This is a genomic window from Stutzerimonas kunmingensis, from assembly GCF_014764705.1.
Taxonomy (GTDB): domain Bacteria; phylum Pseudomonadota; class Gammaproteobacteria; order Pseudomonadales; family Pseudomonadaceae; genus Stutzerimonas.
The window spans coordinates 21,497-41,408 of the sequence record NZ_JACXXG010000016.1 but is presented as its reverse complement, the minus strand read 5'-3'; the positions used below and the strand labels follow the sequence as shown (position 1 = coordinate 41,408).

Annotated in this window: 18 protein-coding genes and 1 pseudogene; 9 read left to right on the top strand and 10 right to left on the bottom strand. The window is 63.1% G+C overall.

The window, feature by feature from the left end; genetic code table 11:
• The first annotated feature begins 45 nt into the window (after positions 1-45).
• From IEG05_RS13570 to IEG05_RS13550, 5 genes are read left to right on the top strand one after another with little or no spacing between them, the layout of a single operon-like run.
• Complete coding sequence (locus tag IEG05_RS13570; RefSeq protein WP_191122210.1) at positions 46-1,254, top strand: glycosyltransferase family 4 protein; 1,209 nt, start codon at positions 46-48, stop codon at positions 1,252-1,254.
• 42 nt (positions 1,255-1,296) lie between these two features.
• A complete protein-coding gene (locus tag IEG05_RS13565; RefSeq protein WP_031298153.1) occupies positions 1,297-1,626 on the top strand; it encodes a hypothetical protein in 330 nt (109 codons plus the stop codon).
• Positions 1,627-1,664: 38 nt separating this feature from the next.
• Positions 1,665-1,877, top strand: a complete 213-nt coding sequence (locus tag IEG05_RS13560; protein WP_125898216.1) for a hypothetical protein — start codon at positions 1,665-1,667, stop codon at positions 1,875-1,877.
• An 11-nt stretch (positions 1,878-1,888) separates the two neighbouring features.
• A complete protein-coding gene (locus IEG05_RS13555; protein WP_191122209.1) occupies positions 1,889-2,962 on the top strand; it encodes a glycosyltransferase in 1,074 nt (357 codons plus the stop codon).
• A gap of 21 nt (positions 2,963-2,983) precedes the next feature.
• Complete coding sequence (locus tag IEG05_RS13550) at positions 2,984-4,054, top strand: acyltransferase family protein (protein WP_191122208.1); 1,071 nt, start codon at positions 2,984-2,986, stop codon at positions 4,052-4,054.
• 3 nt (positions 4,055-4,057) lie between these two features.
• Here the strand turns inward: IEG05_RS13550 and IEG05_RS13545 are convergent, their stop codons facing one another.
• Positions 4,058-4,714: a hypothetical protein gene (locus IEG05_RS13545; protein WP_046620644.1), complete on the bottom strand. Its 657-nt coding sequence runs from the start codon at positions 4,712-4,714 to the stop codon at positions 4,058-4,060.
• Between the two features lie 258 nt (positions 4,715-4,972).
• Between IEG05_RS13545 and rimO the strand changes: the two genes are divergently transcribed.
• Positions 4,973-6,295: a 30S ribosomal protein S12 methylthiotransferase RimO gene (gene rimO, locus IEG05_RS13540; protein ID WP_191122207.1), complete on the top strand. Its 1,323-nt coding sequence runs from the start codon at positions 4,973-4,975 to the stop codon at positions 6,293-6,295.
• A 143-nt stretch (positions 6,296-6,438) separates the two neighbouring features.
• Here rimO and betA read toward each other — a convergent pair whose 3' ends face one another.
• From betA to betT, 3 genes and pseudogenes are all read right to left on the bottom strand, one after another.
• Positions 6,439-8,112, bottom strand: coding sequence for a choline dehydrogenase (gene betA, locus IEG05_RS13535; protein ID WP_191122206.1), 1,674 nt, complete (start codon positions 8,110-8,112; stop codon positions 6,439-6,441).
• A 14-nt stretch (positions 8,113-8,126) separates the two neighbouring features.
• A complete protein-coding gene (gene betB / locus IEG05_RS13530) occupies positions 8,127-9,599 on the bottom strand; it encodes a betaine-aldehyde dehydrogenase (RefSeq protein ID WP_191122205.1) in 1,473 nt (490 codons plus the stop codon).
• Between the two features lie 93 nt (positions 9,600-9,692).
• Positions 9,693-11,647, bottom strand: a pseudogene (betT, locus tag IEG05_RS13525) (choline BCCT transporter BetT).
• Between betT and IEG05_RS23490 the strand changes: the two are divergent.
• The 3 genes from IEG05_RS23490 to tsaA all read left to right on the top strand — a co-directional run bounded on the left by IEG05_RS23490 (position 11,624) and on the right by tsaA (position 14,210).
• Positions 11,624-11,938, top strand: a complete 315-nt coding sequence (locus tag IEG05_RS23490) for a hypothetical protein (RefSeq protein WP_263481112.1) — start codon at positions 11,624-11,626, stop codon at positions 11,936-11,938. The pseudogene betT and the gene IEG05_RS23490 sit on opposite strands and share 24 nt — an antisense overlap.
• A gap of 243 nt (positions 11,939-12,181) precedes the next feature.
• Positions 12,182-13,390, top strand: a complete 1,209-nt coding sequence (gene trpB, locus IEG05_RS13520; RefSeq protein WP_125898209.1) for a tryptophan synthase subunit beta — start codon at positions 12,182-12,184, stop codon at positions 13,388-13,390.
• A 112-nt stretch (positions 13,391-13,502) separates the two neighbouring features.
• Positions 13,503-14,210 carry a tRNA (N6-threonylcarbamoyladenosine(37)-N6)-methyltransferase TrmO gene (gene tsaA / locus IEG05_RS13515; RefSeq protein WP_014820585.1) on the top strand — a complete coding sequence of 236 codons (708 nt, stop codon included), beginning with the start codon at positions 13,503-13,505 and terminating at the stop codon, positions 14,208-14,210.
• A gap of 19 nt (positions 14,211-14,229) precedes the next feature.
• Here the strand turns inward: tsaA and IEG05_RS13510 are convergent, their stop codons facing one another.
• The 6 genes from IEG05_RS13510 to nagZ form a co-directional block, all read right to left on the bottom strand.
• Positions 14,230-16,767: a penicillin acylase family protein gene (locus IEG05_RS13510; RefSeq protein WP_191122204.1), complete on the bottom strand. Its 2,538-nt coding sequence runs from the start codon at positions 16,765-16,767 to the stop codon at positions 14,230-14,232.
• 75 nt (positions 16,768-16,842) lie between these two features.
• Positions 16,843-17,304 (bottom strand): DUF2489 domain-containing protein, encoded by a 462-nt coding sequence (locus IEG05_RS13505; RefSeq protein WP_014820587.1) that lies wholly within the window; start codon positions 17,302-17,304, stop codon positions 16,843-16,845.
• A 7-nt stretch (positions 17,305-17,311) separates the two neighbouring features.
• Positions 17,312-17,500 carry an SEC-C metal-binding domain-containing protein gene (locus tag IEG05_RS13500; protein ID WP_003302497.1) on the bottom strand — a complete coding sequence of 63 codons (189 nt, stop codon included), beginning with the start codon at positions 17,498-17,500 and terminating at the stop codon, positions 17,312-17,314.
• 7 nt (positions 17,501-17,507) lie between these two features.
• Positions 17,508-18,005: an LEA/WHy family protein gene (locus IEG05_RS13495; protein WP_036999573.1), complete on the bottom strand. Its 498-nt coding sequence runs from the start codon at positions 18,003-18,005 to the stop codon at positions 17,508-17,510.
• A gap of 142 nt (positions 18,006-18,147) precedes the next feature.
• Positions 18,148-18,885, bottom strand: coding sequence for an S-methyl-5'-thioinosine phosphorylase (locus IEG05_RS13490; protein WP_023445660.1), 738 nt, complete (start codon positions 18,883-18,885; stop codon positions 18,148-18,150).
• Positions 18,886-18,909: 24 nt separating this feature from the next.
• Positions 18,910-19,908 carry a beta-N-acetylhexosaminidase gene (gene nagZ, locus IEG05_RS13485; RefSeq protein ID WP_191122203.1) on the bottom strand — a complete coding sequence of 333 codons (999 nt, stop codon included), beginning with the start codon at positions 19,906-19,908 and terminating at the stop codon, positions 18,910-18,912.
• Positions 19,909-19,912: the final 4 nt, after the last annotated feature.

Genomic DNA, 19,912 nt, shown 5'->3' with positions numbered 1-19,912 from the left:
TCACCGCCTCGCTGCTCACTCTTTCTCGATCAAGGATGTCATGCCATGAAAGTTGCCATCGTTCACGACTGGCTGGTGACGTATGCCGGCGCCGAGCGCGTGCTCGCCGGGCTGTGCGCCGTCTGGCCGGACGCCGATCTGTTCGCCGTCATCGATTTTCTCTCCGACGCCGACCGTGCCCACCTCGGCGGCAAGCGCGCCACCACCACCTTCATCCAGCAACTGCCGAAGGCGCGCACCCATTACCAAAAGTACCTGCCGCTGATGCCGCTGGCCATCGAGCAGCTCGACATGTCCTCGTATGACCTGATCATTTCCAGCAGCCACGCAGTGGCCAAGGGCGTGCTGACCGGGCCCAACCAGCTGCACATCAGCTACGTGCATTCGCCCATTCGCTACGCCTGGGACCTGCAGCACCAGTACCTGCACGAAGCGAGCCTGGAGCGCGGCATCAAGGCCAAGCTGGCGCGCATGCTGCTGCACTACATGCGCATGTGGGACCAGCGCACCGCCAGCGGCGTCGACGAGTTCATCGCCAATTCGCACTTCATCGGCCGGCGCATCAACAAGAGCTACCGGCGCCAGTCCACGGTGATCTACCCGCCGGTCGACACCCGCCAGTTCACCCTGCACGAGGCTAAGGAAGACTTCTATCTCACCGCTTCGCGGATGGTGCCCTACAAGAAGATGCCGATGATCATCGAGGCGTTCGCGGCCATGCCGGACAAGCGCCTGATCGTCATCGGCACCGGCCCGGAAATGGACAAGGCCCGTGAAGCGGCCGGGCCCAACGTCACCCTGCTCGGCTACCAGAGTTTCGAGGTGCTGCTGCAACACATGCAGCGCGCCAAGGCGTTCGTCTTCGCCGCCGAAGAAGATTTCGGCATCGCGCCGATCGAGGCGCAGGCCTGTGGCACGCCGGTAGTCGCCTACGGGCGCGGCGGCGTACTGGAAACCGTACGCGGGCTCGAACATGCCGAACCCACGGGCGTGTTCTACCCGGAGCAGACCACCGCCTCGCTCAGCGCCGCCATCGGCGAGTTCGAGGCCCAGTGCTCGCGCATCACCCCGGAAAACTGCCGACGCAATGCCGAGCGCTTCTCCAGCGAACGCTTCCAGCAGGAAATCCGCGCTTTCGTCGACGCGCGTCTGCGCGAAGCCAGCGCCTTCGACCTTCAGCAGAGCTCCGCGCCCTTGCCGGCCCCCAGCACGCCGCTCTACCCGGCAGCCGTGGTGCCGATCAAGCACGCCTGAGCGTAGTCCCCATCAACCCCATTCACTTACGAGGTTTCAAGGATGAACACAGTAAAAAAGTGGATGAGAGTGACCCGAGCGCTCGGGTTCGCTCTCGTTGTAGTGATCGAGCCAGCCAGCGCTGCGGTGAACGCCGACACGCTGATCACCGAACCGACCGACCCGTCCAGCCAGTTGCCTGCCTGCACCAGCGCCGGCAGTGCGAGCGTCATCGCCTACAGCGACTCGTCAACCGATTCCACGCCACGCTGTGGCTCCAATGGCGGCGGTCAGCAGGAAAGCCCATCCGGTCATCAACCGTATCGATTCGCGGAACCGGCGTCCGGTTCGTTCTGGAGTCCGCCGGCAGACAGCAGGCGCTATTCATTCTGATCCGGCGTCGCAGCACCGGGTCATGCAGGAGCACAGACATGAGCACAGAAGAAACATCCAGAACGTCGCTGATTCTGGCCGATGGCTATTCCTACACCGAACTCATTCCCGCACCCGGCGCGCCTGACGGACCGTCGGGCAATGGATTCATCCGCATCTTCCACGCCTTCTTCAGCCCCAACGAAGAAGGCACGACAGCCGACGTGCAGCAGGCCGACTGCCTGTCGTTGGCCACGCCTGAACAGAGCTGAGGAGATATTCCGTGCAGAACACCGCGCGCGTCGAACCCTGCAAGCAGAGTGCACAGGCAGCCGCCGCCAGCGCCGGCGAGATGCCGGTGCGACGGCAAACCACCATCGTCACGGTGACCTACGGCGACCGCCTGGTTTACCTGCGCCGACTGATCGAGCAGGCCTTCGCCTTCGAACAGATCACCCGCGTACTGGTGGTCAGCAATGCCTCGACCGCACCACTCGAACAGCTCACCAGCCGCTGGCCAGGGCAGGTGCGCATCATCCCACTGGCGCAGAACACCGGCTCGGCCAACGGCTATGCCGTGGGGCTGGAAGCGGCGCTGGCCGAAGGCGCGCAGTACATCTGGATGATGGATGACGACAACGGCCCCACCGCGGCCGCGGTGCGTCTGCTGCATGAAGAACTGGCGCGAATGGCGGACGAGGTAGGGCTGCATCGTGCCGCCGTGCTGGGCTTTCGCCCCAGTCAGCAGGAAGACATCGCCCGCGGCGTACCGAGCCGTTTCGCCATCCAGCCACGTTCCAGCTACTTCGGCTTTCACGTCGCGCAGCTGCCGTACAAGGTCTGGCGCCGCCTGCCCTGGGGCCGGCCAAAAGGCACGCCGCCGCGGGCCATCGACCTGCCGTTCGCCCCCTATGGCGGCATGCTCGCCCATCGCAGCCTGTACCAGGCGATCGGGGTGCCCTTGCGCGAGCTGGTGCTCTACGCCGATGACACCGAGTACACCCGTCGCATTACCGCCAAAGGTGGCCGTCTGCGTCTGGTGACCGATGCGCTGATCGACGAGCTTGAGCTGTCCTGGAACATCAAGGCGCACACCCGCAACATCTACGAAGCCTTCCTGCTCGGTGATTCCGATTTCCGCGCCTACTACACCGCCCGCAACCAGGCCTGGTTCGACACCTACGTCTGGGCCGCCTCACCCTGGCTCTATCGGTTGAACCGAAGCATCTTCCTCGGCCTGCTGCGGCACGTGGCCCGGCGACAGCAGGTTCCGGAACGGCTGCAACTGATCGAGCAGGCCATCCGTGACGGCGAGAACCGTTCGCTGGGGATGCATCAGACCTTTCCGTTGCGCTGAACCCATTCCAAGGAGGAGCCGATGCACGCGCCAACCACCGCGCCAAGAGACAACAACTTCGATTTCCTGCGCTTCTTTGCCGCCTCGATGGTCGTGTTCGGCCATAGCTACGGCCTATCCGGTCAGGCGGACCGGGAACCTCTGCGCCTGTTCAGCGGCAGCTACGACTCGGCGGATATCGCCGTACACGTGTTCTTCGTGATGAGCGGTTTCCTCATTGCGGCGTCCTGGCTGAACAGCCGCAGCGTGCTGGATTTTGCCGCCAAGCGAGCCCTGCGCATCATGCCGGCACTGATCGTCTCGGTGCTGTTCGTGGTCCTGCTGATCGGCCCGCTGGCCACCGAGCTGCCGCTTGGCGATTACTTCACCGCCCCCGGCACGCTCGCCTACCTGGCCAACGCCGCGCTGATCACCGAGTTCCGCCTGCCCGGCGTATTCGAGGCCAACCCGTTTCCCCACAGCGTCAACGGTTCGCTCTGGACACTGCCTTACGAAGTGCTGATGTACGCCACCGTGCTGACGCTCGGAATCGTCAAGGTCTTCGGCCGCAGCAGCGCGCTGATCGGCCTGATTCTGATGGTGGGTGTGCACTTCCACCTGATGCCGATCTACGAGATGCAGAGCGACCTGCTGCGCAAGGCCACTCGCCTGGGAATGTTCTTCTATACCGGCGTGCTGCTCTATCTGTACCGGCAGCTCGTTCGCTGGAACTGGAAAATCGCAGCTCTGCTGGTTGCGGCCAACCTGGTGAGTGCCCGCACCGATCACTGGGAGCTGGTGCACGTGCTGACCCTGCCCTACCTGACGCTCTACCTCGCCCAACTGCGCATTCCGAGGCTGTCCGGCTTCGGCAAGGCCGGCGACTTCTCCTACGGCCTGTACATCTTCAGCTTCCCGGTCCAGCAGCTTCTGATGCACTGGACCGACGGCCAGTTGCCACTGATTCCCTTCATGCTGCTTGGCTTCGCTGCCAGCCTGGCGCTCGCGGTGCTGTCCTGGCACCTCGTCGAATCGCCAGCGCTTCGGCTCAAGCGCTACCTGCCGCGCCAGAGCCCCTCAACGGCGCCGGTAGTTGCGACATCCAATCGCTGATCGCTAAAAATCCTCTACGGGACTGGCGAGCGCGTCCTTGAGCTTTCTTGCCTCCAGTTTAGGAAACGAAAAACGGACGGCAAGTATCGAGTCAGCGCCGTCATCCATTATCACCAGCTCAGCGACACGCGTATTGTCCTTGGCGGCAGCTACGGCTGTCGTGACATTAGGATGCTTCTTGGCGCGATCCAGGCCTTCGATGAAGGTGTAGGTTAGGTTTCCTGCGTTAGCCGCCACGCTTTCGTAACTGGACAACTTTGCTGCGAAATCCTGCCGGCTGCTACGGCGGTCCAGATCAAGAAGATCAAGCTGCGAACTGGCATCAGCCAGTGAGACAAGCGCAAAGGTCTTAGCCAGCGCAGCGACCGCCTGTACATAGGCCTGCTGCTCAAAAGCTGACAACAGACTGACCATATAAAGCTTGTCGCCGGAGAACAGTAAAGCGGCGGTAAAAGCGTGCCCCACGAATTTGACGTCATCTATGCACAGTGCGGTGGCGCCAATTTCTACAGAACAATCGTAATAGCCAGCCTGATTGCTGTACTTGCTGAACGGCGCGCCATACACATGCTCCTTGAACAGCGCATCATCGGCCAAAGCGCTCGTGCACAACGCCATGGCAGCGGTCATCGCCAGGCCTTTCGATAGCAACGTTTTCATGAAGTCCATTTCCCCGGTTGAATAAAGGCGGCGATGATAGCCTTTTGACACCTCGCGCAACACGATTCGCAGTACGACCGCCGCATGCGACCAATGGTTCGAGGTTTAGCCCAGCCAGACCGCCCCGCTCCCGGCCAAGGCAATGGAACGGTGAACCGCTGAACGGTCGAGCGCCGCCGCTTTCAGTCTGGCTAAAAAATGCTCAGCTCTATATACTCGCGCGCCTTTTTCATGCGCGGTTTTCGAGGTTCAAAGTCGATGAGCAAAACGCCAACAGTCGGATTCGTAAGCTTGGGTTGCCCCAAGGCAACGGTCGACTCTGAACGCATCCTCACCCAGCTGCGCATGGAGGGCTATCAGATCGTGCCGTCCTACGAGGATGCCGATGTGGTGGTGGTCAACACCTGCGGTTTCATCGACAGCGCCAAGGCCGAATCGCTGGACGCCATCGGCGAGGCGATCGCCGAGAACGGCAAGGTGATCGTCACCGGTTGCATGGGCGTCGACGAGAACAACATCCGCGGCGTACACCCCAGCGTGCTGGCCGTCACCGGGCCGCAGCAGTACGAGCAGGTGGTCAATGCGGTACACGAAGTGGTGCCGCCGAACATCGAGCATGACCCCTTCGTCGATCTGGTGCCGCCGCAGGGCATCAAACTCACCCCGCGCCACTACGCCTACCTGAAGATTTCCGAGGGCTGCAACCACAGCTGTAGCTTCTGCATCATCCCGTCGATGCGCGGCAAGCTGGTCAGCCGTCCGGTGGGCGATGTGCTCAGTGAAGCCGAGCGCCTGGTCAAGGCCGGCGTGAAGGAAGTCCTGGTGATCAGCCAGGACACCAGCGCCTATGGCGTCGACCTCAAGTACAAGCTTGATTTCTGGAACGGCCAGCCGGTCAAGACGCGCATGCTCGAGCTGTGCGAGGAGCTGGGCAAGATGGGCGTGTGGGTGCGCCTGCACTACGTTTATCCGTACCCGAACGTCGACGACGTGATCCCGCTGATGGCCGCCGGCAAGATCCTGCCGTACCTGGACATCCCCTTCCAGCACGCCAGCCCGAAGGTGCTCAAGGCCATGAAGCGCCCGGCCTTCGAAGACAAGACCCTCGCGCGCATCAAGAAGTGGCGCGAGATCTGCCCCGAGCTGACCATCCGCTCGACCTTCATCGTCGGCTTCCCCGGAGAGACCGAAGAAGATTTTCAGTACCTGCTCGACTGGCTAACCGAAGCCCAGCTCGACCGCGTCGGCTGCTTCCAGTATTCGCCGGTTGACGGCGCACCGGCCGAGGTCATGGGCCTGGAACCGGTACCGGACGAGATCAAGCAGGATCGCTGGGACCGCTTCATGGCGCACCAGCAGGCCATCAGCGCCGCGCGCCTGCAGCTGAAGGTCGACAAGGAACTCGACGTGCTGATCGATGAAGTGGACGAGGACGGCGCCATCGGCCGCTCCTGGGCCGACGCCCCGGAGATCGACGGCATGGTCTACATCGACAGCGAGAAACCGCTGCAGCCGGGCGACAAGGTCCGCGTGCGCGTCACCCACGCCGACGAGTACGACCTCTGGGCCGAAGTGATCTGATCCGCCCCGCCTAACGAAAACGCCCCGCTACTGCGGGGCGTTTTCGTTTCTGGCTACGCGCAACGGTCGCTGCACACCAATTAGCGCCAGCCGCGTAGGGTGGAAAACGGAGAAGCCTTTTCCACCACCTGACGGCGAACGCGTCAACGCTGCGGTGGTTGCCGCACCGGTGCGCCGTTGGCCACGAAGTAGCTCGCCGTGCTGCGCGGCAGCGGCTCGCGACCGCGAATCCGGTCGGCGATCTTCTCGGCCAGCATGATGGTGGTGGCGTTGAGGTTGCCGGTGATGATCTGCGGCATGATCGAGGCATCCACCACGCGCAACCCGTCCAGGCCATGCACGCGCCCCTGCCCGTCCACCACGGACATATCGTCCGTGCCCATCTTGCAGGAGCACGACGGGTGATAGGCCGTCTCCGCGTGCTCGCGGACGAAGGCGTCCAGCTCGGCATCGCTCTGTGCTTCCACGCCTGGGTTCAGCTCGCGACCACGGTAGGGATCGAGCGCGGGCTGCGCGATGATCTCGCGGGTGAGGCGAATGGCATCACGGAACTCGCGCCAGTCCTGCTCGTGGGCCATGTAGTTGAACAGGATGCTCGGATAGACCCGCGGATCGGTGGAGCGAATCTCGATGCGCCCGCGACTGGGTGAACGCATCGAGCCGACGTGGGCCTGGAAGCTGTGGCCGTCATGGGCGTTGCTGCCGTTGTAGCTGACCGCTACCGGCAGAAAGTGGAACTGGATATTCGGCCATTCGAACTCTTCGCTGCTGCGGATGAAGCCACCAGCCTCGAACTGGTTGCTGGCACCGATGCCGCTGCCGAGGAACAGCCATTCGGCGCCGATGGCCGGCTGGTTCCACCACTTGAGCGCCGGGTACAGCGACACCGGCTTCAGGCACTCGAACTGCAGGTACATCTCCAAGTGATCCTGCAGGTTCTGGCCGACGCCGGGCAGCTCCTGCACCAGCGTGACGCCGAGCTTCTTCAGCAACGCGCCAGGGCCAACCCCCGAGCGCTGCAGGATTTGCGGCGAGGCGATGGCGCCGCCGCACAGCAGCACTTCACGGCGCGCACGCGCCACCTGTGGCTGCTCGCGGCCGCGCAGGTAACGAACGCCGACGGCACGCTTGCCCTCGAACAGCACACGGTCGGTGACGGCATGGGTGTGGATGGTCAGGTTCGGCCGCTCCTTGGCCTGATCCAGATAACCGCGCGCCGTGCTGGCGCGCCGGCCCTGGGGCGTCACGGTGCGATCCATCGGGCCGAAGCCTTCCTGCTGGTAGCCGTTGAGGTCATCGGTACGCGGGAAGCCCGCCTGCACGCCCGCTTCCACCATGGCGTGGAACAGCTCGTTGTTGTCTGCCTTGGGTGTGGTCACGCTGACCGGGCCGTCGCCGCCGTGGTAGTCGTTGGGGCCGATGTCACGCGACTCGGCCTTGCGGAAGTACGGCAGGCAGTCGAGGTAGGTCCAGTCCTCCAGCCCCGGAGTCTTGGCCCAGTTGTCGTAGTCCAGGGCGTTGCCGCGGATGTAGCACATGCCGTTGATCAGCGAAGAACCACCCAGGCCCTTGCCGCGACCGCAGTCCATGCGGCGGTTGTTCATGTGCGGCTCGGGGTCGGTCTTGTAGGCCCAGTTGTAGCGCGTGCCTTGCAGCGGATACGCCAGTGCCGCAGGCATCTGGGTGCGGAAATCCAGCCGATAGTCCGGGCCGCCGGCTTCCAGCAGCAGCACGCTGACGTCGGCGTCCTCGGTCAGGCGCGCGGCGAGCACGTTACCTGCCGAGCCGGCGCCGATGATGATGTAGTCATATTCCATGGTTCAAACCTCCCTCAGAACACCGAGGCGAACTCGCCCAGCTCTACCTGTACCGACTTGACCCGCGTGTAGTACGCCAGCGAGGCGATGCCGTTCTCGCGGCCGATGCCAGACTGCTTGTAACCACCGACCGGCATCTGCGCCGGCGATTCACCCCAGGTATTGATCCAGCAGATGCCAGCCTCAAGGCGATGGATGATGCGGTGCGCCCGTGCCAGATCGGTAGTGACGACGCCGGCGGCAAGGCCGTACTCGGTGTCGTTGGCGCGGCGGATGACTTCGTCCTCGTCCTGGTATTCGAGCAGGCTCAGCACAGGGCCGAAGATCTCTTCGCGCACGATGGTCATGTCGTCGCTGCAGTCGGTGAAGATGGTCGGTGCGACAAAGGCGCCCTTGGCGTATTCGCCTTCAGTCACCCGCTCGCCACCACAGAGCAGCCGCGCACCGCCGGCCTTGCCCTTGGCGATGTAGTCGAGCACGTTGTTCATGTGCGCGAAGCTGACCAGCGGACCGAAGTTGGTTTCCTCCTGCTGCGGATCACCAAGGCGAATGCGCTGCACGCGCTCCAGCAGCTTGGCCTCGAACGCCGCTTTCAGACCGGCCGGAACGAACACCCGCGTGCCGTTGGTGCACACCTGGCCGGAGCTGAAGAAATTGGCCATCACCGCGATATCGGCCGCGCGGTCCAGATCGGCATCCTCGCAGATGATCAGCGGTGACTTGCCGCCCAGCTCCATGGTCACGTCCTTGAGCGACGATGCCGCCGCGCTGGCCATGACCTTCTTGCCGGTGGCCACGCCGCCGGTGAAGGACACCTTGGCAATGCGTGGGTGCTCGGTGATCAGCGATCCGATACTGGCACCACTGCCGGTCAGCACGTTGAACACGCCATCGGGCAGCCCGGCCACGCTGAAGATCTCCGCCAGTTTCAGCGCGCTCAGCGAGGTGACTTCGCTGGGTTTGAAGATCATCGCATTGCCGGCAGCCAGCGCCGGTGCGGATTTCCACAGGGCGATCTGGATCGGATAGTTCCAGGCGCCGATGCCGGCCACCACGCCCAGCGGTTCGCGCCGGGTATAGACGAAACTGCTGTCACGCAGCGGGATCTGTTCGCCCTCGATGGCCGGAGCCAGGCCGGCGTAGTACTCCAGCACGTCGGCGCCGGTGACGATGTCGACGCTGCGGGTTTCGCTCAGCGGCTTGCCGGTGTCCAGGGTTTCCAGCACGGCCAGCTCGTCGTTGCGCTCGCGCAGCAGATCGACCGCACGACGCATGATTCGCGCCCGCTCGATGCCGGTCAGTGCCGCCCAGATGCGCTGGCCCTGCTCGGCGCTTTCAACCGCGCGTTCCAGATCGGCCGCACCGGCCTCCGCCACTTCGGCCAGGACTTCGCCGTTGGCCGGGTTGATGCTCTCGAAGGTCTGGTTGCTGCTGGCGTCGACGTAGCCGCCATGGATATAGAGTTGCTGCCGTGGGAAACGGGCCATGTTCTACCTCGTTCGTACTGTCCGTGGCGGCAGCGGATCGACGCTGCCGCGACATGAATGGAACGCCTCGGGGATCGCCCGAGGCGTGCAGGGTCAGGGTGTCGGCGCCGCGCCTGGATTGGGCATGCCGCTTTCACCACCGCCGTTCTCGCGTTGCAGATGCAGGAAGTGCATGTGGTGCTCGTAGTGGTCGAGGATGTCCTCGATCAGCTGGCGCCGCGAGTAGCCCATCAGGTCGTAACCCAGGCTGCCCTGACGCAGATGCACCTCAAGCCGGTAGTAGTCGGCGTTGCCGCTCTGCGTGCGCAGGGCAAAGGACGGCATGGTGCCGCGCACCGGCCAGATCTGGTAGGTGAAGTCCTGCTCGCTGCCCAGATTGACGTGCAGCGCCAGGTGCTCGTTGCCCGGTTCGCCTTCGACGATCTCCACCGGCACGCCCTTCTCGCCCAGCGCCTTCTGGATCTCCTCCATCGCCGGCTTGCACACGTCCTTCAGGTAGCGACGGATCTGCGAACGGCTGGGGAAGCTCATTGCCCGCGACAGCCGCTGACTCCAGTTCATCTGCGTGTGTTCCAGCGTAGCGCGCCCGGACAGATAGCCGGACAGGCTCTTCTGGTAGCTGTCGGCCATGACGCCCTCGACGTGCAATGCCTTGAACAGCCCGTACATCATGAACAGCAGGACGATGGAGAACGGCAGCCCCATGATCACCACGGTGCCCTGCAGCGCGGTCAGGCCGCCGGCAATCAGCAGCGCCAGGGTGAGCACGCCGATGATCGCCGCCCAGAGGATGCGCATCCACACCGGCGCATCGCTGTTCACATCCTTGAGGATGGAGGTGAAGTTCGACAGCACCAGCGAGCCGGAGTCGCCTGAGGTAACGAAGAACACAATGGCGAGGATGGTCACCACGATGGTAGTGAGACCGGCCCAGGGCAGGCTCTGCAGGAACAGATAGATCGACGAGCCAGGGTTGCTCACCGCCTGTTGACCGAATTCGAGGGCACCGCCCATGACCATCTCGATGGCGCTGTTACCCATGATCGACATCCAGGCCATCATGAAGGCCAGCGGCAGCAGCAACGTGCCGATGACGAACTCGCGGATGGTGCGTCCGCGGGAAATGCGCGCCAGAAACAGGCCCACGAACGGCCCCCAGGCGATCCACCAGGCCCAGAAGAACACTGTCCAGGCGTTCAGCCAGTCGGTCGGTCGGCGGTAGGCGTAGGTGTCCAGCGACAGGCTGATGAAGTTGGAGAAGTAGTCGCCGACGTTCATCACCAGCGCGTTGAGCAGGAACACCGTATCGCCGACCACCAGCACGAACAGCAGCAGCAGGACCGCCAGCAGCATGTTGAATTCGGAAAGCCGGCGAATCCCGCGCTCGACCCCGGTCGCCGCCGAGATTGCCGAGAACACCACGATCAGCACCACCAGCACCGCCTGGGTGAGCGTGCCTTCCGGTATGCCGAAGATGTAGTTGAGGCCGAAGTTGAGCTGGATGATGCCGATGCCGAGACTGGTAGCGATGCCGAACACCGTGCCCAGCACCGCGGCGGTATCGACGGTATGCCCGATGTGGCCGTAGATGCGCTTGCCGAAGATCGGATACAGCGATGAGCGGATCGACAGCGGCAAGCCCTGGCGAAAGCTGAAATACGCCAGCGACATGCCGACCAGGGTATAGACACCCCAACCGGAAAGGCCCCAGTGCAGGAAGGTCAGCTCCATGGCGTGGCGCGCGGCCTGGGTGGTTCCGCCCTCGCCTACCGGTGGCTCGAGAAACTGGGTGATGGGTTCGGCGATGCAGAAGAACAGCAGGTCGATGCCGATCCCGGCGGAAAACAGCATCGCCGCCCAGGTGACCACGTTGAATTCGGGTTTGGAATGATCCGGCCCAAGGCGGATCTTGCCGTAGCGGCTGGTAGCCACGATCACCACGATGAGCAGGTAGACCAGCACGCGAGAAAGTAGAACCAACCGAATGTGTCGGATATCCAGCCAAGTACCGTGTTGATGACCGCTTGGGAGCGATCAGTGAAGAACATCGTCCATATGGCAAACGCCACGATGGCGATTGCGGAACCGTAGAAAACTACGGGATTGATCCGGTCAGCCGGCGCTTCGGAATCATTGGGCGAGAGCTCAGCCTCGTTCATCAGTTCTATCTCCTGAACTTGTTCTGGCTTTTACGACATCGCGGTGCGACGTATTGCGGCAGGTGGCGGGCAAATCTCTTGAAATTGCTGCGCACCAAGGGCGGGATGGGCATGCATAGCGGCCGTACTGATGACAGCCATGCCCGTCGGCAAGCTGCTGCCGACAAAAAATCAAGTTGAATCATGCTCCCATAATGGCGAAATCGGCGTGCATCCTACACGATAAGTGTCAATTTCGCGAATCACAGCGAAATCAGCACCACCCCAAGCGCCTTGATCCGACCCTTCGTTCATGCGAATCGCCTCGCCACGAGCGGCCCAGCGCTCCGCCCCCGCTCGGCGTTTTCAGCGATTGTGCGCTGACTTATGATCGGCCCCGCGCAGCAGCATCCTTCTTCCCATTCCACCTGCAGAGATGTGTTCATGTCGTCCGATCCTCGCTTCACCGCCATGCCCGACGCCAACGGATATTTCGGCCCCTATGGCGGCCAGCTGGTCCCACCGCACCTCAAGCAGGCGATGGACGACATCAACCTCGCCTACGAGGAAATTCGCCAGCGTGATGACTTCCAGCAGGAACTGGCCGCACTGTTCGCCGACTACGTGGGTCGGCCAAGCCCGATCTTCCATGCGCGGCGGCTGTCCGAGCAGCTTGGTGGCGCGCAGATCTATCTGAAGCGCGAAGACCTGAACCACACCGGCGCGCACAAGATCAATCACTGCCTGGGCGAGGCGCTGCTGGCCAAATTCATGGGCAAGAAGAAGGTGATCGCGGAGACTGGCGCCGGCCAGCACGGGGTTGCCCTGGCTACTGCCTGCGCGCTGGTCGGCATTCCCTGCGAGATCCACATGGGACAGGTGGACATCGAGAAGGAACACCCGAACGTCACCAAGATGAAGATCCTCGGCTGCAAGCTGGTAGCGGTCACCCGCGGCGCCGCGACGCTCAAGGAAGCGGTGGATAGCGCCTTCGAGGAATACCTGAAGGACCCGCACAACTACATCTACGCCATCGGCTCGGTGGTCGGCCCGCACCCGTTCCCGAAGATGGTCCGCGACTTCCAGTCGATCATCGGCACCGAAGCCCGCGAGCAGTTCCTCGCCAAACATGGCCGCCTGCCCGATCACGTGGTTGCCTGCGTCGGAGGTGGTTCGAATGCCATGGGCATGTTCACCGCCTTTCTCGAAGATGCCGCGGTCGAGCTGGTCGGTATCGAGCCAGCGGGTGAAAGCCTGGACAAGCCAGGCCGCCACTCGGCCACACTGTCCAAAGGCAAGCCAGGCGAACTGCATGGCATGGCCTGCTACGTGCTGGAGGATGCAGACGGCAATCCATCGGCGGTGCACTCCATCGCCTCCGGCCTGGACTACCCGGGGGTCGGCCCACAGCACAGCTACCTGAAGGACATCGGCCGGGTGAACTACCATACCGCGACCGACCAGGAATGCCTCGACGCCTTTATGACCCTTTCCCGCGTCGAAGGCATCATCCCGGCCCTGGAAAGCGCCCACGCAGTGGCCTGGGCCATCCGCAGCGCACCGACGCTGAGCAAGGAAAGCCATATCCTCGTCAATCTATCTGGCCGCGGCGACAAGGATGCTGATTACGTCGCCAATCTGCTCGGCCTGTAACACGTCAACGGCGGGCCGGCGATGCATGTGCGTGTCGGCCTACTGGAAGCGCAACCGGCGGCCATAGCGGGTAAGATGCGCAGCCGCCCGACTGCTTCCCAGGCCCGCCTTCATGGATCACAGCGTCTCGCCGATCGGCTACGTCCGCTCCTGCTTCAAGGAGAAGTTCGCCATCCCCCGCCAGCCCAGCCTGGCGCCAGCCGCACGTGGCGTGCTGGAACTGCTGCCGCCGTTCGACAGTGGTGATGCGGTAGCCGGGCTCGAGCAGGTCAGCCACGTGTGGCTGCTGTTTCTCTTCCATCAGGCGCTGGAAAGCAAACCCCGCCTCAAGGTTCGCCCGCCACGTCTGGGCGGCAATCGCATGGTTGGCGTGTTCGCCACGCGAGCAACGCACAGACCCAATGGCATCGGTCAGTCGGTGGTCAGGCTGGATAAGGTCGAGCCGGGACGACTGTTCATTTCCGGCATCGACCTGCTGGACGGCACCCCGGTGCTGGACATCAAACCCTACGTGCCCTACGCCGATGCGCTACCTGACGCACGCAACGACATGGCCGCCGATGCGCCAGAGTTGATTGAGGTGCAATGGTCGGAATCGGGATTGCTGCAAGCCCGCCGCGAAGCACTGCGCCTGGGCGAGCCTCTGGTCGAACTCATCGAACAGTGCCTGGCGCAGGACCCGCGCCCGGCCTATCAGAAGCCGGAGCCCGAACGGCGTTACGGCGCGCAGTTATGGGATGTGGACGTACGCTGGCACTACCCGACGCCAGGCGTGATCCGCGTTCTGGAAGTCGCGCCAGCAGCGCCGCAACCGGCCTGATGCCGGTGCGGCGCTCCCGTCATTTACCAGCAGGTGTCAGCAACAGGCGCTGCGTGCCGTAGACCTTGTCGAGATTCTCCGTCTTGAACGGGAAGCTCATGTACTGCGCCTTCATCCACGCGTCGATACCATCGGCATAGTGCGGGCTGGCCGGATTGCCCGACTGGCCCGAGCTGTTGAGACCGATCATCGGCTCGTCGCGGCCGAAATCGACGAGGATGCGCATCGCCGGGATCAGCCAGGTATCGAAGTTCGCCCCCATGTTGTAGGCCGAGGCATTCAACGTGCTGTGATCGCCACCCATGGCATAGGGGCCGCGGTCTAGGTAACTGCCGATGGCGTTGATCTTGCTCCGCTGGCTGGCAGGCATATGCGGCGCCAACTGCGTTGCGCCGGAGGTCCAGCTGGCGGTGTGCAGCTTGCCCCACTGCCACGCACTGCGATCGTTGCCTAGGCGGCCTTCCAGCAGACTCACCGCACCAGCAAGACTACGTGCCAGAATCGCCGGCTTGTCTTCGGTTTGCGCAGTCCGCTGGTCATTCCAGAACGGGCTGTCCTCGCGCCCGAGCAAATGGTCCGCCTGCGCCGAGTAGGACGTGTTAGCCGTCTGCACCAGCGCTCGCCACGCCTGCGTATCTTCCGGCCCAAGCTCGTCGAGGAACGTCTGCCGCGCGCTTTCGTGCAGGAAAGCGCCATACAGCGCAGCATCGGCCGAATCCGCAGCGAGCTTGCCGTCGAACGCCATCAGTCGATCCAGCGCTTCTCGCGCCTTGCTGCGTTCGGCGGCCGGCAGTGCATCGATCGCCTTGTGCAATGGCTCGGCCATGCCCGGCGCCTCGAACATTGCCCTGAGCTTGGCGGCGAACGGCGTGACTTGGTCGTACTGCATCGCGATGGTACTGCGGGTGTCATGCTTGCCCCGCCCCGCCAGTTCTGCCAGGCGCTCATAGCGCTCGGGGCCATACCAGGAGCTGGAAAGCTGCATCCCGTAACCGCGCGGTACACTGCGATGGTTGGCGGTGCCGAGCCAGCCCTGGATAGGATCTTGGTCGTAGGGATGCAGCATCGGATCAGCGAAGCCGTCCCATTCATAACGATTGTCCCAACCCGGCGACGGCACCAGCCCCAATCCCTCGCGACGATTTGGGAAGCGTCCGGTGACCTGCCAGCCGATTCCCTGCTGGTCAGCAAACACCAGATTCAGCGCCGTCGCGCGAATTTCGCGGGTCGCCTCGAAGGCCTGATCCACCGATTGCGCGCGGGACAGATCGAAGAAGGCATCCAGGGTGCGATCGGCCTCCAGCTGCGTGGTTTTCAGCGCAAGGCCGTAACCACTGCGGAGCTGTAGCGGTTGCAAGGGGTGCTTGCGCTCGCCGAGCGCCGTGTTCAGCAGAGGCCCATTACGGGTTTCGTAGATGATCTCGCGAATCGGCCGCTCGCCTTTGACGAAGTAGGTTTCGTGCCGCTCGCGGGCCTGCAGCCACTTGCCATCGGCCAGGTACATCAACCGCGAGCCTTCACGGCGCACCTGTTCGAGATAGAGGTCCTGGTTGTCGCCCATCACCATGGTCATGCCCCAGCCGAGCTTGCCGTTGAAACCGGCGACCACTGCGGGCACCCCGGCGATGGTGACACCCGCGGCCTGGAACTTCGGTGCGCGGACCTGCATGAAATTCCAGTACGAAGGCATCGACAGCGGCAGGTGCGTGTCGTTGGCCAGAATCGGTTTGCCGCTACGGGTGTTGCTGCCGGCAATGGCCCAGTTGTTCGACGCAGCCATCCCAGTCGGGGTCAACGATGCCAAGTTTTGCGCCGCCTGCTCGATCGCCGCCAGCCCTGGTACCGATCCACCCAGCGCGAGTCCCTTGAGCTTGTCGGCTTCGGCGAACGGCAATGCTTCGTCCGGATAGATCGGCAGCAACCAGGCGAGCTTATCGCTACCCACCTTCTGCGCCAGCAGCAGCGCCGCCACTTCTTCCTGCAGATTCTGCGAAAGCCCGAAGTTGAGCAAACAGAACACCAGCACCGAGTCCTCGGGCTTCCAGTACTCAGGCTTGTAGCCGGACTCGGCAAGGTCCATCGGCAGCTTGTCCTGATGGCGATACAGGTAGGCGTTCACGCCGCGGGCGTAGACCTCGAAGAACTTCTTCATCCGCGGCGAGGACTCGCGATAGAGCAGCTCGGCGTTCTGGCGCAGATTCACCGCGCGCATGAAGCGGTCGGTCTCCAAAACGCCGGGGCCGACCATCTCCGCCAACCTCCCTTGAGCCATCAGCCGTAGGCTGACCATCTGGCTCAGACGATCGGTGGCGTGGACGTAACCCATGGCGAACAGCGCATCGTGGAACGACGAGGTTTCGATCAGCGGCATGCCCAGCGAATTGCGCCGGATGCTCGCGCTGCCTGCCAGGCCGGTCAGCGGCTGAATGCCCTGCGACGGCGGCAGGCTGGCGCTGTAGCGATTGTCGAGATAGGCCTGACAACCGCCAAGGCCGGCCAGGCCGAGCGCGGCCCCCAGCGTCAGGCGAACTAGGGCGAACGGCAGACGCAGAGACATCAAAGACTCCTGAGCGAGCTTGGCAAGGGATGGTACTGACAGATTAGAGGGCGCGCGGCGAAGAAGATCGGTCGATCAGGCCGCGTCGCGGGATTTTGGCAGAGCTTCGTCGAGCAGCCAACGGGCCGAACGCCGAGCCTCGGCCTTGTGCTGCAGCTCGAGGGCACTGAACTGCGCTTCATGTCGGCGCCGCTCCTGCTTGTCCAGCGCCTTCCAGGCCGCATGGGTCGGCACTTGCTCGGTGGCCTCGAACAGCTGCTGGAAGACCTGACAACGAGGATGCTGCCCCAGCGCCACATCATAGTTGTCGAGCAGCACCTTGATGCGGATTGCCCCTTCGATGAGCGGGACTTGCTCCTCCAGCAGGCAGCTGGCGAGGATTCGCAGATCCTCCGCCAGCGCGGTCTGCTGCTGCGTCCGCGCCTCTGCCTGCAACCGCTCGTTGCGCCAGACACGCCGCCAGAGATACAACGCATAGCCGCCCAGCGCAGCAATCAGCAGCGTGGCGATGACGAACAGACCGATGGCCAGGGTCATGACAGGCTCAGGCGCCGTGGCATTTCTTGTACTTCTGCTGGCTGCCACAAGGGCACGGGTCATTGCGACCGACGTCCTTCAGCGGATTACGCACAGGTTCGTGGCTGTGATTGCAATGCGGGCCATGAACGTGGTGATGGTCGTGATCGTGATCGTGGTTGCAGTCGGGACCATGTACGTGGGGCTCTTGACTCATCTGGGTACTACTCCGGAATAAAGTTGCCCGGGATTATCTCGCCATTGTTGGAAATGTGCACGCGCCGGCCCATCATCAGCCCGGTCTTGAGCTCACCTGCCAGGCGGTAGGCGATCGGACGGTCGGGCTTCTCCAGCAGACGCACGATGTACTTCATATGGCGCCAGAGGTTGGTGTGAACCGGCACCTCGTAGTACTCGAAGCTGTTGGCAGGTACTGTCAGCCAGCCACTGGACTCGCCGCTGGCCAGTTCCACGTCGTTGAGATGGACTTTGTAGATCAGCCCGCGCACCGGCAGGCTGTGATCGTTGGGGTTGTCGATACGAAAGCGCAGCATGAATTGCTGTTCCAGCAGCCGCGCCTTGATGATATCGACCTTGGTGAGCTCGACCGTAGGGTCCTTGAAATCGCCCGAAAACCAGGTCGAGCATCCGGCCATGCCGCCAAGCAGGCAGAGCAACACGACGGTTCTAAGAATTCTTATTGTGTGTGCCTGGCAAAACATTCCGGTACTCCAAAGGACGGCCAAGTGTAGCAAGCAGCATGCTTGCCGCAACGGGGGCCACCGCAAAAATACCAGTCTCAGGCCGCAATATGACAACGACGTTTCAGACAAAGCGCTCCCGCATTGCTGTGCCGCGGATCACTCACGTCGCCAGCACGTTTGCGAGGACCTGTCGCGCCTTGCCTATGCCGGCAGCCAGTGCCGCCTCGATCTCGGTCATGGTGATCACCCCGCTCGCCTTGCCGGCCGCCGGATTGACCACCAGCGCCAGGCAGGCATAAGGCAGGTCGAGTTCGCGCGCCAGCGCAGCCTCGGGCATTCCGGTCATACCGACGATGTCGCAGCCGTCGCGTTCCATACGGGTGATCTCCGCTACGGTTTCCAGCCGCGGACCCTGCGTGCAGCCATACACACCGTGACTGCTGAACGCATAGCCCTCGGCTGCGAGTGCGCCGATCAGGCGCTCGCGCAGCGCTTCGTCATAGGGATAGCTGAAATCGATGTGGGTCACGTGATCTATATCGCCTTCGAAGAAGGTGTGTTCGCGACCGTAGGTGTAATCGACAATCTGATGGGGTACGCAAAAATGCCCGGAGCCCATGGCCGAATGGATGCCACCGACCGCATTGATTGCAAGAATCGCCTCCGCCCCGGCCTGCCTCAGCGCCCATAAGTTGGCTCGGTAATTCACCTGATGTGGCGGAATGCGGTGCGGATGGCCATGCCGTGCAAGGAACAGCACCTCTCGGCCGCTGTATTCGCCACGCAGGATTTCACCGGACGGGCGCCCGTAGGGCGTATCGATGAGCTGCGCGCGCTGCATCTTGAAGCCGCTCAACTGAGTCAGGCCGGTACCGCCGATGATGGCATGGACAGTCATGGGTATTCCTTGGAAGAAAAAGGGTCAGTCAATCAGGTCGGCGGCCTTGAGCGCGCCAATGGCGTCAAGCCAACGCGGATTCTGCTTGTACTCAGCAGCGTACTCCTGCCGAGCGCGCATACGCGAAAGCGCAGGCGGCGCCGTGACGCTGAGGCGCTGCAGCGCAGCCAACGCCAGTTCAGCCGCCGCCCGATCATTGCACACCAGCCCCATGTCACAGCCGGCAACCAGTGCTGCCTGGATGCGATCGGCCGCATCGCCGGCGACGTGCGCGCCCGCCATCGACAGATCGTCACTGAAGATCACGCCCTTGAAGCCGAGCTCGTTACGCAGGATGTCCTGCAGCCACCGCCGCGAAAAACCTGCGGGCTGGTCATCGACCTGAGGATAGATCACGTGCGCCGGCATGATCGCATCGAGCGTGCCGCTCAGCGCCTTGAAGGGAATCAGATCACAGCGGCGCAACTCTCCAAGACTTCGTTCGTCGACCGGGATCGCGACATGGGAGTCCGCCTCGGCCCAGCCATGACCGGGAAAGTGCTTGCCGGTTGCGGCCATACCCGCCGCGTGCATGCCACGGATGAAAGCGTCGATCAGCACTACGGCGGCCTGCGGATCGCCTTCGAATGCACGCGTTCCCACCACGGCACTGCGCTGGTGGTCAAGATCGAGAACCGGTGCGAAGCTGAAATCCAGGCCCGCAGCGAGTACCTCGGTCGCCATCACCCAACCGCAGGCTTCCGCCAGCCGCGGCGCGTCGGAGCAGCGCGCAAGTTCGCGCATCGGCGGAAGCCGTACGAAACCCTGGCGCAGCCGCTGAACGCGGCCACCCTCCTGGTCCACCGCCAACAGCAGGTCTGGCCGCACGGCTCGAATCGAGCGACACAGCTCGTCGACCTGGCGCGAGTGCTCGATATTGCGGGCAAACAGAATAAGTCCGCCGACCTCGGGCTGGCGAAGAAGCTGGCGATCTTCGGCAGTCAACCAGGTACCAGCAATGTCCAGCATCAGTGAACCGTGCATATGC